General features: G+C 61.3%; 13 protein-coding genes. 7 read left to right on the forward strand and 6 right to left on the reverse strand.

The window, feature by feature from the left end:
• Positions 1–59 precede the first annotated feature (59 nt).
• Positions 60–1,025: a 2-oxoglutarate and iron-dependent oxygenase domain-containing protein gene (locus CKW18_RS07195; protein WP_095188150.1), complete on the forward strand. Its 966-nt coding sequence runs from the start codon at positions 60–62 to the stop codon at positions 1,023–1,025.
• Positions 1,026–1,105: 80 nt separating this feature from the next.
• Positions 1,106–2,059 (forward strand): adenosine deaminase, encoded by a 954-nt coding sequence (locus CKW18_RS07200; RefSeq protein ID WP_095188152.1) that lies wholly within the window; start codon positions 1,106–1,108, stop codon positions 2,057–2,059.
• Between the two features lie 120 nt (positions 2,060–2,179).
• Here CKW18_RS07200 and CKW18_RS07205 read toward each other — a convergent pair whose 3' ends face one another.
• The 3 genes from CKW18_RS07205 to CKW18_RS07215 all read right to left on the reverse strand — a co-directional run bounded on the left by CKW18_RS07205 (position 2,180) and on the right by CKW18_RS07215 (position 5,671).
• On the reverse strand, positions 2,180–3,562 hold the full coding sequence (locus tag CKW18_RS07205; protein ID WP_095188154.1) for an MFS transporter: 1,383 nt from the start codon (positions 3,560–3,562) through the stop codon (positions 2,180–2,182).
• A gap of 127 nt (positions 3,563–3,689) precedes the next feature.
• The gene (locus CKW18_RS07210) at positions 3,690–4,424 is read right to left on the reverse strand and encodes a helix-turn-helix transcriptional regulator (RefSeq protein ID WP_095188156.1); all 735 of its coding nucleotides are present in this window, start codon (positions 4,422–4,424) and stop codon (positions 3,690–3,692) included.
• 317 nt (positions 4,425–4,741) lie between these two features.
• Positions 4,742–5,671, reverse strand: a complete 930-nt coding sequence (locus tag CKW18_RS07215) for a LysR family transcriptional regulator (RefSeq protein WP_095188158.1) — start codon at positions 5,669–5,671, stop codon at positions 4,742–4,744.
• Positions 5,672–5,802: 131 nt separating this feature from the next.
• On the opposite strand from CKW18_RS07215, the gene CKW18_RS07220 reads away from it, so the two are divergent.
• Positions 5,803–6,816 (forward strand): zinc-binding alcohol dehydrogenase family protein, encoded by a 1,014-nt coding sequence (locus CKW18_RS07220; protein WP_095188170.1) that lies wholly within the window; start codon positions 5,803–5,805, stop codon positions 6,814–6,816.
• Positions 6,817–6,978: 162 nt separating this feature from the next.
• The gene (locus CKW18_RS30530; RefSeq protein WP_167394872.1) at positions 6,979–7,152 is read left to right on the forward strand and encodes a hypothetical protein; all 174 of its coding nucleotides are present in this window, start codon (positions 6,979–6,981) and stop codon (positions 7,150–7,152) included.
• 18 nt (positions 7,153–7,170) lie between these two features.
• Here the strand turns inward: CKW18_RS30530 and CKW18_RS07225 are convergent, their stop codons facing one another.
• On the reverse strand, positions 7,171–8,367 hold the full coding sequence (locus CKW18_RS07225) for a multidrug effflux MFS transporter (protein WP_095188172.1): 1,197 nt from the start codon (positions 8,365–8,367) through the stop codon (positions 7,171–7,173).
• 90 nt (positions 8,368–8,457) lie between these two features.
• Positions 8,458–8,655, reverse strand: a complete 198-nt coding sequence (locus CKW18_RS07230) for a heavy-metal-associated domain-containing protein (protein ID WP_095188174.1) — start codon at positions 8,653–8,655, stop codon at positions 8,458–8,460.
• A gap of 148 nt (positions 8,656–8,803) precedes the next feature.
• Between CKW18_RS07230 and CKW18_RS07235 the strand changes: the two genes are divergently transcribed.
• From CKW18_RS07235 to cueR, 3 genes are all read left to right on the forward strand, one after another.
• Complete coding sequence (locus tag CKW18_RS07235) at positions 8,804–9,187, forward strand: hypothetical protein (protein ID WP_095188176.1); 384 nt, start codon at positions 8,804–8,806, stop codon at positions 9,185–9,187.
• 191 nt (positions 9,188–9,378) lie between these two features.
• Positions 9,379–11,772 carry a copper resistance metal-translocating P1-type ATPase CueA gene (cueA, locus tag CKW18_RS07240; protein WP_095188178.1) on the forward strand — a complete coding sequence of 798 codons (2,394 nt, stop codon included), beginning with the start codon at positions 9,379–9,381 and terminating at the stop codon, positions 11,770–11,772.
• A complete protein-coding gene (cueR, locus tag CKW18_RS07245; protein ID WP_095188180.1) occupies positions 11,769–12,182 on the forward strand; it encodes a Cu(I)-responsive transcriptional regulator in 414 nt (137 codons plus the stop codon). Before cueA ends, cueR begins: the two co-directional genes overlap by 4 nt.
• Here cueR and CKW18_RS07250 read toward each other — a convergent pair.
• Positions 12,136–13,383, reverse strand: a complete 1,248-nt coding sequence (locus CKW18_RS07250; protein ID WP_256586903.1) for an MFS transporter — start codon at positions 13,381–13,383, stop codon at positions 12,136–12,138. The two genes, cueR and CKW18_RS07250, sit on opposite strands and share 47 nt — an antisense overlap.
• Positions 13,384–13,413: the final 30 nt, after the last annotated feature.

Here is a 13,413-nt window from a genome sequence, read left to right on the forward strand (position 1 = left end):
AAGCCTTCGCGAGCAAGCCCGCTCCCACATTTGATCTTCAGCGTATTCAAGGATTGTGTATGGATCAGCTTCCGATCATCGACATCAGCCCGCTCTACACCGACAACGAAAACGCCTGGCCCGCCGTCGCCGCGCAAATCGACCACGCCTGCCGCGAGTGGGGTTTCTTCTACATCAAGGGCCATCCGATTTCGCCGCAGCGCATCGCGGCTTTGCTGGATCACGCACAACGTTTTTTCGCCCTGCCCGCCGCCGAAAAACTCCAGATCGACATCACCCAGACCCGTCACCATCGCGGCTACGGCGCCATCGCCACCGAACAACTCGACCCGAGTAGACCCAGCGACCTCAAGGAAACCTTCGACATGGGCCTGCACCTGCCGGCCAACCATGCCGAGGTGCTGGCGGAAAAACCCTTGCGCGGACCGAACCGCCATCCCGCGCAACCGGGTTGGGAAGCGCTGATGGAACAGCACTACCTCGATATGCAGGCCCTCGCGCAGACGTTGCTGCGCGCCATGACGATTGCCTTGAACATTGAGCGCGACTTCTTCGACAGCCGCTTCGTTGATCCCGTCTCCGTGCTGCGCATGATCCACTACCCGCCACGCCACACCGCCAGCTCCGCCGAACAGCAAGGCGCCGGCGCGCATACCGATTACGGCTGTATCACCCTGCTCTATCAGGACAGCGCCGGCGGCTTGCAAGTGAAAAACGTCAACGGTGAGTGGATCGACGCACCGCCGCTTGACGGCACCTTCGTGGTCAACCTCGGCGACATGATGGCGCGCTGGAGTAACGACCGTTATCGTTCGACACCGCACCGGGTGATCAGCCCGCTTGGCGTGGATCGCTACTCGATGCCGTTCTTCGCCGAACCGCATCCGGACACTCGCATCGAATGCCTGCCCGGCTGTCAGGACGCACAGCACCCGGCGAAATATCCGACCACCACTTGCGCCGAATTCCTCCTGTCGCGCTTCGCCGATACCTACGCCTATCGTCGCGAGCAAGAAGCGGTTTGATCGATCGCTTGGTCAGGTTTTGCCAATTGTTTCGGCGTGCATCTGTAGAATGCCGCCATTGCACCTGATGAGAAAAGAATATGTACGATTGGCTCAACGCCCTGCCCAAGGCTGAACTGCACCTGCATCTGGAAGGCTCGCTGGAGCCCGAACTGCTGTTCGCCCTGGCCGAACGCAACAAGATCGCCCTGCCGTGGAATGACGTCGAAACCCTGCGCAAGGCTTACGCCTTCAACAATCTGCAGGAATTTCTCGACCTGTATTACCAGGGCGCCGACGTGCTGCGCACTTCCCAGGATTTCTACGACCTGACCTGGGCTTACCTGCTGCGCTGCAAAGAACAGAACGTGATTCACACCGAACCGTTCTTCGACCCGCAGACCCACACTGACCGTGGCATCCCGTTCGAAGTGGTGCTCAACGGTATTGCCGCCGCATTGAAAGATGGCGAGCAGCAACTGGGCATCACCAGCGGTTTGATCCTGAGCTTCCTGCGCCATCTGAGCGAAGACGAAGCGCAGAAAACCCTCGACCAGGCGCTGCCGTTCCGTGACGCGTTTGTCGCTGTCGGTCTGGACAGTTCCGAGATGGGCCATCCGCCGAGCAAGTTCCAGCGCGTGTTCGACCGTGCCCGTCACGAAGGCTTCCTGACCGTCGCCCACGCGGGTGAAGAAGGTCCGCCGGAATACATCTGGGAAGCCATCGACCTGCTGAAAATCCAGCGCATCGACCATGGCGTGCGCGCCATCGAAGACGAGCGCCTGATGCAGCGGATCATCGACGAGCAAATCCCGCTGACCGTGTGCCCACTGTCCAACACCAAGCTCTGCGTGTTCGATCACATGTCCCAGCACAACATCCTCGACATGCTCGAACGTGGCGTGAAGGTGACGGTGAACTCCGATGACCCGGCGTACTTCGGCGGTTACGTGACCGAGAACTTCCATGCACTGCACGAGCACTTGGGCATGACCCAGGATCAGGCCAAGCGCCTGGCGCAGAACAGCCTGGATGCACGCCTGGTGAAACCTTAACAACACAGGTGATCAACGGTGGGAGCGGGCTTGCTCGCGAAGGCGTCGTGTCAGTCGACATAAATGTTTGATGACACACCGCTTTCGCGAGCAAGCCCGCTCCCACATTTGGGTCTGTGTTCAGCCAGCAATCTCTGCTTCAGTCAGCTCCTCAAGGGTCTTGCCCCGCGTCTCCATCCCGAACAGCCACACCACCCCCGCCGCAATCGCAAAGCACAGCGCGCCCAGCGCAAACACCCCGCCCTGCCCGGTAATCGGGAACACCAGCCCGGTCACCAATGGCCCGAGCAGCGAACCCACCCGTCCAATCGCCGAGGCAAACCCCGAGCCTGTCGCACGGGCCGAGGTTGGATACAGCTCCGGCGTGTAGGTGTAGAGCACCGCCCACATGCCGAACAGGAAAAACTGCATCAGCAGCCCCGTGCTGATCAGCAAAGCGACGTTGCCGCCAAACACCGCGCTCTGGCCGTAGAGAAACGCCATCACCCCGCCGCCGAGCAACGTGACGATGCACACCGGTTTGCGTCCCCAGCGCTCCACCAGCCATGCGGCCATCAGAAACCCGGGAATTCCGCCGAGGGAAATCAGCACGGTGTAGTAAACCGACTGGGTCACGGCGAAGCCCGACTGTTGCAGCAATGCACTGAGCCACGAGGTCAGCCCGTAAAAACCCAGCAGCGCGAAGAACCACAGGCTCCAGATCATTGTGGTGCGCTGACGGTATTGCGGCGACCAGATCTGCTTGAGCGCCGAGAAAAAAGTGCCCGGTGGCGTCACGGTTCGCGGCAGGCGCAGCGGTTCCGGCAAAGCAGCACCACCCAGCGAGGCGCGCACCCGGTTTTCAATGCCGTTCAGGACTTTATCCGCTGCTTCATGCCGCCCGGCCTGTTCCAGCCAGCGCGGTGACTCGGGAATGAAAAAGCGGATCGCCAGCACAAACACCGCTGGCACCGCCAACACCAGAAAGATGTCGCGCCAGCCAATCAGCGGCAGCAGGAAATACGAAAGTACCCCGGCCGCGACGAAACCCAATGGCCAGAAACCATCCATCAACGCGATGTAGCGGCCGCGCCGTTGCGCCGGAATCAGCTCCGAGAGCATCGACTGTGCAATGGGAAACTCCATACCCATGCCGATCCCCAGCAGGATGCGGAACAGCGTCAGCGCTTCGACCGTTTGCGCCGTCGAGCACAGATAGCTGGCCACGCCCCACAGGACGATGCTCCATTGAAACACCGGTTTGCGCCCGAACCGATCGGCGAGCATGCCGGACAGCGACGCCCCCAGCACCATGCCGAAGAAGCTCGAACTGGCGAGCAGCCCGGCCTCGGCGCTGCTCAGGCCGAACTCGGCTTTGATCGAGCCGAGCAGGAACGTCATCATCGCCAGATCCATGGAGTCGAAGAAAAACGCCAGGGCAATGATGATGAAAATGATTCGGTGATAACCGCTCAGTGGCAAGCGTTCCAGTCGTTCTGCCGCGCTGTAGCGCTGAGTTTCCATGTCGCATTCCCCCGTCCGAAAATTCACCGGATCGAGTGTGCGCGATGGTGATTCAGAGGTCGTACTGGATGCGACGTGCTCACAGTCGTAGACGACGCCGCCGGTCCCGGCGGCGACCACGAACGCTCTAAAGCGCCATTTCCAGCTCGGTTTCCTTGGCAAAGCGATGGATTTCCCGTTGCCCCGTGGCTGTCAGTTGCAGCGCCCGGGAATCGTTGGGCAAGGTCAGCCAGCCGGACTGCATGAACAACTGCAGCAACGCCGCCCCGAGCGAACCGCCCATGTGCGGGCGCCGCTCGCTCCAGTCCGGACAGGCGCAGGCCACCTGCACATTGCGATGGGCCAGCGCCTGGATGAACACTCCGCGCTTGGCCAACTGCGTGGCGCCCTTGTGAGTGACCACCACCCGCTGCTCGAACTGTTCGATCCAGCCGGCATCAAGCAGTCGCTGGTACAAATCAGCGGCGAGCGTACCGCCGAGGTGGTCATCGCAGAAGCGTGCACGCAACAGCGACGATGGAGCCGCCTGAGGCCTGGCAATCGGTGTCGTGCGTTTGAACGCTGTCGGGATTTCCCGGGGGGCGCTGGCAATGGTGGCACTGGCCAATGCCTCGATGGCGGCACCGACTTCCGGCGCGGAAAGGCGAAAAAAGCGTTTGCGACCACGGACTTCGACTTTCAACAGACCGCCAGCGGACAGTCGCCCAAGGTGTGCACTGGCCGACGACGGCGACAGCCCTGCCAGCAACGCCAGCTCTTCGGTTTGCCTGGCCGAGCCATCCATCAGCGCCCACATCATCGCGCTGCGCTTGGGGTCGGCCAGTAGCGTGGCGATCTGGCTGATGCAAGGTGCATGTTCCATGTATTCACTCCCTGTTGAATCGTATCGTCTACTGCTCGCAGACATCTTGACCAGTATTGAGTCGTCGGCCAAGACGCGGAAAACGCCGTGAACCGGGGCAAGGCAGGCCACCGACGCGGCCCGCTCCGCCGTGCAATCGGCAGCCATTGTGCGCCCGGTACTTAAACCTGACCGCCCTGCACTGCGAGTGTCCGCACCTGGGTGTCGGCGCAGGCATGAGGCGGGCGCTAGTATAAGCGGGTTACACGCCGCGTCCCGCACCACTCCCTGTCCGGGTGGTGATTGTTGCTGACAGAAATTTCTCTATTTCACTGCGACTAATGATCATCTTTCGGGAAAGCGGGAAATTGACTACTCACTTCAGCGCAACGGCTGGCAAGCATCTCCCTCAACAGGTTCACCGGCTTACTCAATTGTGCGCGATGAGCGCACAGCAAATTCAGCGGAGCGCGCTCACACATCAGCTCCGGCAACAGCACTTGCAGACGCCCGGCGAGGACATCGGCGGCCACATCGAGCCAGGATTTATAGGCGATTCCCGCCCCTGCCACCGCCCACAGGCGCACGACATCGGCATCGTCGCTGAAGCGGTCACCGCTGACGGTCAGACTGACCTCACGCTTGCCGTCATGAAAACTCCAATGGTCATGTACCCGACTGCCGAGCATGTACAGCAGGCAATTGTGCTGGGCCAGTTGTTCGAGCTGACGTGGCTCGCCATGTCGGGCCAGATAGGCCGGCGACGCGCAGAGGACCCGGCGGTTGTGCGAGGCAATGGGCAAGGCCACCAGGCTGGAGTCTTCCGGCTCGCCATAGCGCAAGGCGACGTCCACCGGCTGCCGGAACAGGTCGGCGATTCGGTCACCGAGCAGCAGGCGCACGGTCAATTTCGGGTGCTGACGCTGAAACTCGTCAAGCCATGGCAGCAACAGGTTGCGACCAAAATCCGAGGGCGCCGACAACTGCAGGATCCCGCTGACCTGATCCTGCCCGCTGGTCAGCAGACGCCGCCCCTCATCGAGATGGCTCAACGCCGCCCGAGCGTATTCGAGAAACCCTTCACCTTCAGCGGTCAGACGCAGACTGCGGGTCGAACGTGCCAGCAAGCGGGCGCCGAGTTGCTGCTCGATACGTTTGAGCGCGGCACTGGCGACGGCAGCCGACATGTCCATCACTCGCGCTGCCGCCGACAGACTGCCCAGATCCGCGGCCCGCACAAATAACTGCAAATCGTCGAAACGCAGCATCCTCAGCCTCTATTATCAAAAAAAAGTTGAAAGAGACTGCTCTTTTAGCCGGTTTTATCTCGCAGAGAAATAGCCAATCATCTGTCCCATCGAATTCATCCCAGCGCTTCATATTTATGCCGGAGTCCTCCATGAAAGCCATTGCCTATTACGCCTCCCTGCCGATCAGCGATGCACACTCGCTGCAAGACATCGAACTGCCGGAGCCGGTTGCCGGCCCGCGAGACTTGTTGGTGGAAGTCAAAGCCATCTCGGTCAACCCGGTCGACACCAAGGTGCGGCAGAACGTGGCACCCGAAGGCGGCGCGGCGAAAGTGCTGGGCTGGGACGTGGCCGGCGTGGTCAAGGCTGTTGGTAGCGACGTCACGCTGTTCAAGGCTGGCGACAAAGTGTTCTACGCCGGCTCCATTGCTCGCGCGGGCGGCAACAGCGAGTTGCACGTGGTCGATGAGCGGATTGTCGGGCATATGCCCAAATCCCTTGGGTTTGCCGAAGCTGCCGCCCTGCCTCTGACCGCGATCACCGCGTGGGAGCTGCTGTTTGAGCGTTTGCAGATCCGCGAAGGCAAAGCCGATGAAGGTCAGAGCCTGTTGATTGTCGGGGCTGCCGGCGGCGTTGGCTCAATCCTCACGCAATTGGCCAGTCAGTTGACCGGGCTGCTGGTCATCGGCACCGCTTCGCGCACTCAGACCCGCGACTGGGTCAGCAACCTGGGCGCGGATCTGGTGATCAACCATAACAAGCCACTGGCCGAAGAACTGAAACAAGCCGGGGTCAAAAATGTATCCCACGTCGCCAGCCTGACCCAGACCGATGAACATCTGGACCAACTCATCGAGGCCCTGGCGCCGCAAGGCAAACTGGCACTGATCGACGATCCGAAGTCGCTGGACGTAACCAAGCTCAAGCGCAAGAGCCTGTCGCTGCACTGGGAGTTCATGTACACCCGTTCGCTGTTCGAAACTGCAGACATGATCGAACAGCACAAACTGCTCAATCGGGTGGCCGAGCTGATTGACGCCGGAACGTTGAAGACCACCGTCGGCGAGCACTTCGGCACAATTAATGCCGCCAATCTGCGCCGGGCGCATGAGTTGCTCGAAAGCGGCAAGGCCAAGGGAAAAATTGTTTTAGAAGGTTTCTAAAAGTAAAAAAACGCAGCCTTCGGCAGCTTCTATAAAGGGCTGGCGCGGGCTGCGCGCTTTTTTGCCGTCAGTCAGATGCTTGACCACTGTCACAATTGCGATCGTATTCAGGTCTACAATCGAAACCTCTGCGATACATCTTTTACGTAAGGGAGGTCAGCAATGAAGATCCTGATAAAAGAAGTGGCGAAGTCTCAATGGCAGGTTCGACTCGACCAGCACGCCGTGACATTCCGCAGTGAAGCCGAAGCGTTGGCTTTCACCCGCACCCTCGAAGCGCGAATCTGCGCGCCCCACCCGTTTCCCGACCGCAGCCAGCAGCGCGCGGCTGGCTGACTGCCTTTATCTATCGGCTCACGCCGCGGCTTGCGCCTCTGCCTGGGCATTCTGCAAACGCCGGGTGAGCATCGCGACGCTGACCACCAGCACACCGCACAGGCTGATGACCATGGCCATCGGCATGGCGCTGCCGTCGTGCAGGAATGCCACCAGCGAAGCAGCACCCGAAGCAACGCTGAACTGCAAGCAGCCCATCAGCGCGGACGCGCTGCCAGCCCGCGCACCCTGACCGTTCATCGCGCAGGCCGCGGCGTTGGGCAAGATGCAGCCAAGGCTGGCGATGCAGATGAATAACGGAATCAACAGCGGCCACAACGCTTGGGTGTGAAGCGCGCTGACCGCCAGCAAAGCCACGCCCGCCAACAGGTACACCCACACGGCACGCGCCAGCAGAAAGGCCGGACCACGCTTGGCCAACAGCCGCGCATTGACCTGCGCCACCAGAATGAAACCTGCCGCGTTGGTGCCGAACAGCCAGCCGAAATGCTCGGCCGGCACACCATAGAGTTTGATGAAAACGAACGGCGAACCGGCGATGTAGGAAAACATCCCGGCGACGGCGATCCCCCCGGTCAAGGCGTGGCCAAGAAAGACCCGATCCTTGAACAACCGCCCATATTGGCGCAGCGCGCCGGACAACGGCTGGCGCGGCACATGGTCAGGCAGACTTTCCGGCAGGCCGAGGGCCACGGCCAGACCGGCCAGGGCGCTGAACCCGGTCAACACCAGAAAGATCGACTGCCAGCCCGTGGTGTTAACCAGCAGACCACCGAGCATCGGCGCCAGAATCGGCGCCAGGCCCATCACCAGCATCAGTTGTGAAAAGACTTTCGCTGAACCCACCGCATCGCATTTGTCGCTGACCACCGCCCGGGCAATCACCATACCCGCGCAACCACCCAATGCCTGTACGAAACGCGCACCGATCAGCCACTCCAGATTCGGCGCGTAGGCACAGGCCAGCGACGCGACGGTGAACAACCCGACACCGGTGAGCAGCGGAATGCGCCGGCCAAAACGGTCGGCGACCGGGCCGTATAACAGCTGACCGATGGACAGGCCGAGGAAATACGCCGCCAAGGTCAGCTGGACGTGTTGTTCATCGGTGCCAAACGCCAACGCCATGGACGGGAACGCGGGCAGATAGAAGTCGATGGCCAATGGGCCAAAGGCGCTCAAGGCACCGAGAATCAGAATGGTACGGAGGTTCATCAGGCGTCCAGGTTTGAAAGTCAGCAGCCCGACAGTCTAGCCGCGCATGGACGCCTTGAACATTCCGATAGCTCGCTAACTATAAAAACATCAGGCCAGTTTTGCCGGGTAGCCTTCTTCGCTGATGATCTCGATGACCTGATCTGCGCTCAGCGCGCTTTCGACGCCGACTTCTTTGGCTGCCAGATCGACGCGCACACTGGCCGACGGATCTTTGGCCTGCACGGCTTGCGTGACGGCTTTGACGCAGTGACCGCAGGACATGCCTTGAACATTGAATACTTGCATGCAATGACTCCTTTGAGTGAGGTTGCCGGCAGTCTTGAGCTTGCCACCATGGCAAGGTCAAGTTCTTCAATAAACTGCCGGGCTGGCAATCCGCGCCGTGCTCGGCCAAGCTGCGTGCATCTATGACATAAATTCAGGAGATTCAGCCATGCGCTGGTCAGCTTTCAGCCTGTTTGGCTTCCTCAGTCTCTTTGCCGCCATCCCTTCGGTACAAGCCGTCGGTGAGGATTACGCGGTGCTGATCATTTCTCGCGAGCGTCTGGAAGTGGCGACCTCCTGCGAAATCGGCGTGTATATCCAGGATCAGCTGTCGGCGCGGTTGTTCCAGGAACAAAGCACCTCGTTCAACCTGCCGCCGGGCAGCGTATCGCTGCGCCTCAAATTGCTGCCGGGGCAGGCGCCAGGTTGCAACCCCGGCTTGCTCGCACCGGGTTCGCAAGACATCAAACTTCGGGCCGGTGATGTGCAGAAGTACCGGATCGCGATGACGCAGGAAGGGATGTACCTCAAGCGCGCCGATCTCGGCTACTAAGCAAATCCCAATGTGGGAGCGGGCTTGCTCGCGAAAGCGGTGTGTCAGGCGATTCAATGATTGACTGACACGGCGCCTTCGCGAGCAAGCCCGCTCCCACATTTGATTTAGGGCGCCCCAAAGATTGGCGCTTGACCTTGCCCGCATGGCAAGGTTGATCCTGTAGGCATCTTCTACAGGGAGCGTGACCGATGTCCGAATCGATTACTTTCGATCTGCCGATTGCCGGCATGACCTGCGCCAGTTGCGCCGGACGTGTCGAGCGGGCCTTGAGCAAAGTCAGCGGCGCCAGTGCCGTGAGCGTTAACCTCGCCACCGAACAGGCCCGGGTGCAGGCGCCCGGCGACAGCTTGCCGGCGTTGATGGACGCGGTTGAGCGTGCCGGTTACAGCGTGCCGCAACAAACCATCGAGTTAAGCATCGACGGCATGACCTGCGCCTCCTGCGTCGGTCGCGTCGAGCGCGCCCTGAACAAAGTCCCCGGCGTTAAACGTGTCAGCGTCAATCTGGCTAACGAACGTGCGCACCTCGAATTGCTCGGTCAGCTCGATACACAAACCCTGCTCGACGCCGTGAACAAGGCCGGTTACTCCGCCAGCGTCTGGCAAGCCGAACATCCGCAAACCGATAACCAGCAACAGCGCCTGAAGCATGAGCGCTGGGCGCTGATCTGTGCCATCGCCTTGGCCTTGCCGCTGGTGCTGCCGATGTTGCTGCAACCGTTTGGCATCCATTGGATGCTGCCGGCCTGGGCGCAATTCGCTCTAGCCACCCCGGTGCAATTCATCTTCGGCGCACGGTTTTACGTCGCCGCATGGAAAGCTGTGCGCGCCGGGGCCGGCAATATGGACTTGCTCGTGGCCTTGGGCACCAGCGCCGGTTATGGCTTGAGCCTATACGAATGGGCGAATGCCGCCGGGCGCATGCCGCACCTGTATTTCGAAGCCTCGGCGGTGGTCATCGCTTTGGTGTTGCTCGGTAAATACCTGGAAAGCCGTGCCAAGCGCCAGACCGCCAGCGCCATCCGCGCCCTGGAAGCCTTGCGTCCGGAACGGGCGATCCAGGTGATCGACGGCCGCGAACAGGACGTCGCCATCAGCGCCCTGCGCCTCAATGACCGGGTGTTGGTCAAACCCGGTGAGCGTTTCCCGGTCGACGGCGAAGTGCTGGAAGGCCAGAGCCACGCCGACGAAGCCTTGATCAGCGGCGAAAGCCTGCCGGTACCGAAACAGCCGGGGGATAAAGTCACCGGTGGCGCCATCAACGGTGAAGGCCGCTTGCTGGTGCGCACCACCGCCCTCGGCGCCGAAAGCGTATTGGCGCGGATCATTCGTCTGGTCGAAGACGCGCAAGCGGCCAAAGCACCGATTCAGAAACTGGTGGATAAAGTCAGTCAGGTGTTTGTGCCGACCGTGCTGGTGCTGGCTCTGGCGACGCTGGTCGGCTGGTGGCTATACGGCGCGCCGCTGGAAACCGCGCTGATCAACGCCGTCGCCGTGTTGGTGATCGCCTGCCCCTGCGCCCTCGGCCTCGCCACGCCGACCGCGATCATGGCCGGCACTGGCGTGGCGGCGCGCCACGGCATTCTGATCAAGGACGCCGAAGCCCTGGAGCGTGCCCATGAAGTCAGCAGCGTGGTCTTCGACAAAACCGGCACGCTGACCTCCGGCACGCCGCGCATCGCGCACTTCAGCGCGGTCGATGGCGACGAAAACACCCTGCTGAAACTGGCCGGTGCCCTGCAACGCGGCAGTGAACACCCGTTGGCCAAAGCCGTGCTGGATGCGGCGGCCGAACGTGATCTGGATGTACCCGACGTCAGCGACAGCCAATCGCTGACCGGCCGTGGCATCGCCGGCAGTCTTGATGGTCGGCGTCTGGCCCTGGGCAACCGGAGGATGCTGGAAGAAAGCGGTTTGAGCGCTGGCAACCTCAGCGAATCCGCCACGAGCTGGGAAGCCGAAGGCCGCACCCTTTCGTGGCTGATCGAACAAAGCCCCGAACCGCGCGTGCTCGGGCTGTTCGCTTTCGGCGACACCTTGAAGCCCGGGGCACTGCAAGCCGTGCAACAACTGGCCGCGCGCGGTATCCACAGCCATTTGCTCACCGGCGACAACCGCGGCAGCGCGCGGGTGGTGGCCCAAGCACTGGGCATTAAAGACGTTCACGCCGAAGTACTGCCGGCCGACAAAGCCGCCACCGTCGCCGAACTGAAGAAAACCGGCGTCGTCGCCATGGTTGGTGACGGCATCAACGACGCCCCGGCACTCGCGGCGGCGGACATCGGCATCGCCATGGGCGGCGGCACCGACGTGGCCATGCATGCGGCCGGTATCACCCTGATGCGCGGTGATCCACGGCTGGTGCCGGCGGCGCTGGAGATCAGCCGCAAGACCTACGCGAAGATCCGCCAGAACCTGTTCTGGGCCTTCGTCTACAACCTGATCGGCATTCCGTTGGCAGCGTTCGGCTTCCTCAACCCGGTGTTGGCTGGCGCCGCAATGGCGCTGTCGAGCGTCAGCGTGGTGAGCAATGCGCTACTGTTGAAAACCTGGAAACCCAAGGATCTGGAGGAGCACCGATGAACATCGGCCAAGCAGCTAAACAAAGCGGCCTGAGCGCGAAGATGATCCGTTATTACGAGTCGATCGGTCTGCTCAAAGCGGCCCACCGAACTGAAAGCGGTTATCGGGTCTACGGCGATGATGACCTGCACACGTTGGCGTTCATCAAGCGTTCGCGGGACCTGGGGTTCTCGCTGGAAGAGGTCGGCAAGCTGCTGACGCTCTGGCAGGATCGCCAGCGCGCCAGCGCCGATGTGAAGGCGTTGGCCCGTCAACACATCGACGAGTTGAACCAGAAGATCCGCGAACTGGGCGAGCTGCGCGACACCCTGCAAGACCTGGTCGAGCACTGTCAGGGCGACCATCGTCCCGACTGCCCGATCCTCAAGGAACTGGCGTCGGGCTGCTGCGCAAAACCCGCCCGCGCCTGAGCGTCAAAACTTTCACCGTCAGCAAGGTGCCGAGGGGAATGCCGTGGAACAGCATGACCACGGCACCCGGCGTCCACCATTCGTAGAATGGCGCGGCGATCAACATGCCGACGCCGAACCCGGTCATTTGCAGCAGCGTCAGGAAACTGAAGATCGGCAGACGCAAATGCTCGGGCTCGCGTTGCAGACGCGACATCAGCCCGACTTCGGAAAAACCGTCGCCCAACCCCGCCGGCAATGAAAACAGCAGCAATCCGTAGAGGCTGTGCTGCTGGAACATCAGGATAAAGCCGCAAGACATCAGCGCCACACCGAAGAAAAACCGCCGCTCCAGATGGACATTGTCCGAGCCTTTCATTCGGCTGGCGATCCGTGCGCCGAACAGCTTGCCGCAGGCCCACACCGCCAGCATCAGGCCCAGCGTGGTACTCGCTGACTCCGGTGACAGCAACTTTGAAATGATCGGAAAACCGACGTTGTGCGCGGCGCTGCCCAAAGTATCGGCCATTGTGACCGCGAGCATCGCGGCAATCACCGGCGCACTGCGCAGGCCTTGCTTGAGGGCCGACCATTCGCCGCGTTCGGGGCGTTCATGGAGCGTCGGTGCGTCGAAACGCAGCGGCATGATCAGTACCGCCGCCAGCAGATAGGTCAGCGCGTTCAACGCGAACACCGTTTCGAAACCGAACCCCGCCACCAGCAACCCCGAGACCAGACTGCCGCCGACCATCGCCGCCGACGAAGCCGAGGTGATCCAGGCGTTGGTCTTGAGTAACTGCGCTGCGGGGATCAAACGCGGCAACTGACTGTTGAGGCCGATGGCGAACATCGAATTGCCCAGGCCCAGGCCGAACGCGATAAACGGCAACAACAGCGCTTGTTGAGAGACCGGCACGATCAGCAGCAAACCGAGTACGCCAGCACGCAGCAGGTCGAATGCGATCAGCGGCAGACGGCCGCTGAAGCGTCGGTAAAACCGCGTACCGATCAGACTGGCGAAAACTCCGCCGCCGACGCGGCTGGCGAGGAAGATCCCCACGCTGATTGCGCTGTTGCTGAGCAGGTAAACGTAAGTGGCCAGCGCGACCATGTTGAGAAAGGCGCCGAAATCGGAAATCAGCCGGGCAGTGATGATCAGGCGGGCGTTCACATTCAATCCTTGAGTGTGCGGAGGCGGACAAGAGTCCCACACAACTTTCATTAACACCATCTCACCCTGTGGGAGCTGGCT

It is taken from the genome of Pseudomonas sp. Irchel 3E19 (genome assembly GCF_900187585.1).
GTDB lineage: Bacteria > Pseudomonadota > Gammaproteobacteria > Pseudomonadales > Pseudomonadaceae > Aquipseudomonas > Aquipseudomonas baetica.

Excerpts from the sequence above, each read along its gene's own strand:
- CKW18_RS07195 (WP_095188150.1), top strand. The coding sequence starts at position 60 with ATGGATCAGCTTCCGATCATCGACATCAGCCCGCTCTACACCGACAAC.
- CKW18_RS07200 (WP_095188152.1), top strand. The coding sequence starts at position 1,106 with ATGTACGATTGGCTCAACGCCCTGCCCAAGGCTGAACTGCACCTGCAT.
- CKW18_RS07205 (WP_095188154.1), bottom strand. The coding sequence starts at position 3,562 with ATGGAAACTCAGCGCTACAGCGCGGCAGAACGACTGGAACGCTTGCCA.
- CKW18_RS07210 (WP_095188156.1), bottom strand. The coding sequence starts at position 4,424 with ATGGAACATGCACCTTGCATCAGCCAGATCGCCACGCTACTGGCCGAC.
- CKW18_RS07215 (WP_095188158.1), bottom strand. The coding sequence starts at position 5,671 with ATGCTGCGTTTCGACGATTTGCAGTTATTTGTGCGGGCCGCGGATCTG.
- CKW18_RS07220 (WP_095188170.1), top strand. The coding sequence starts at position 5,803 with ATGAAAGCCATTGCCTATTACGCCTCCCTGCCGATCAGCGATGCACAC.
- CKW18_RS30530 (WP_167394872.1), top strand. The coding sequence starts at position 6,979 with ATGAAGATCCTGATAAAAGAAGTGGCGAAGTCTCAATGGCAGGTTCGA.
- CKW18_RS07225 (WP_095188172.1), bottom strand. The coding sequence starts at position 8,367 with ATGAACCTCCGTACCATTCTGATTCTCGGTGCCTTGAGCGCCTTTGGC.
- CKW18_RS07230 (WP_095188174.1), bottom strand. The coding sequence starts at position 8,655 with ATGCAAGTATTCAATGTTCAAGGCATGTCCTGCGGTCACTGCGTCAAA.
- CKW18_RS07235 (WP_095188176.1), top strand. The coding sequence starts at position 8,804 with ATGCGCTGGTCAGCTTTCAGCCTGTTTGGCTTCCTCAGTCTCTTTGCC.
- cueA (WP_095188178.1), top strand. The coding sequence starts at position 9,379 with ATGTCCGAATCGATTACTTTCGATCTGCCGATTGCCGGCATGACCTGC.
- cueR (WP_095188180.1), top strand. The coding sequence starts at position 11,769 with ATGAACATCGGCCAAGCAGCTAAACAAAGCGGCCTGAGCGCGAAGATG.
- CKW18_RS07250 (WP_256586903.1), bottom strand. The coding sequence starts at position 13,383 with ATGAAAGTTGTGTGGGACTCTTGTCCGCCTCCGCACACTCAAGGATTG.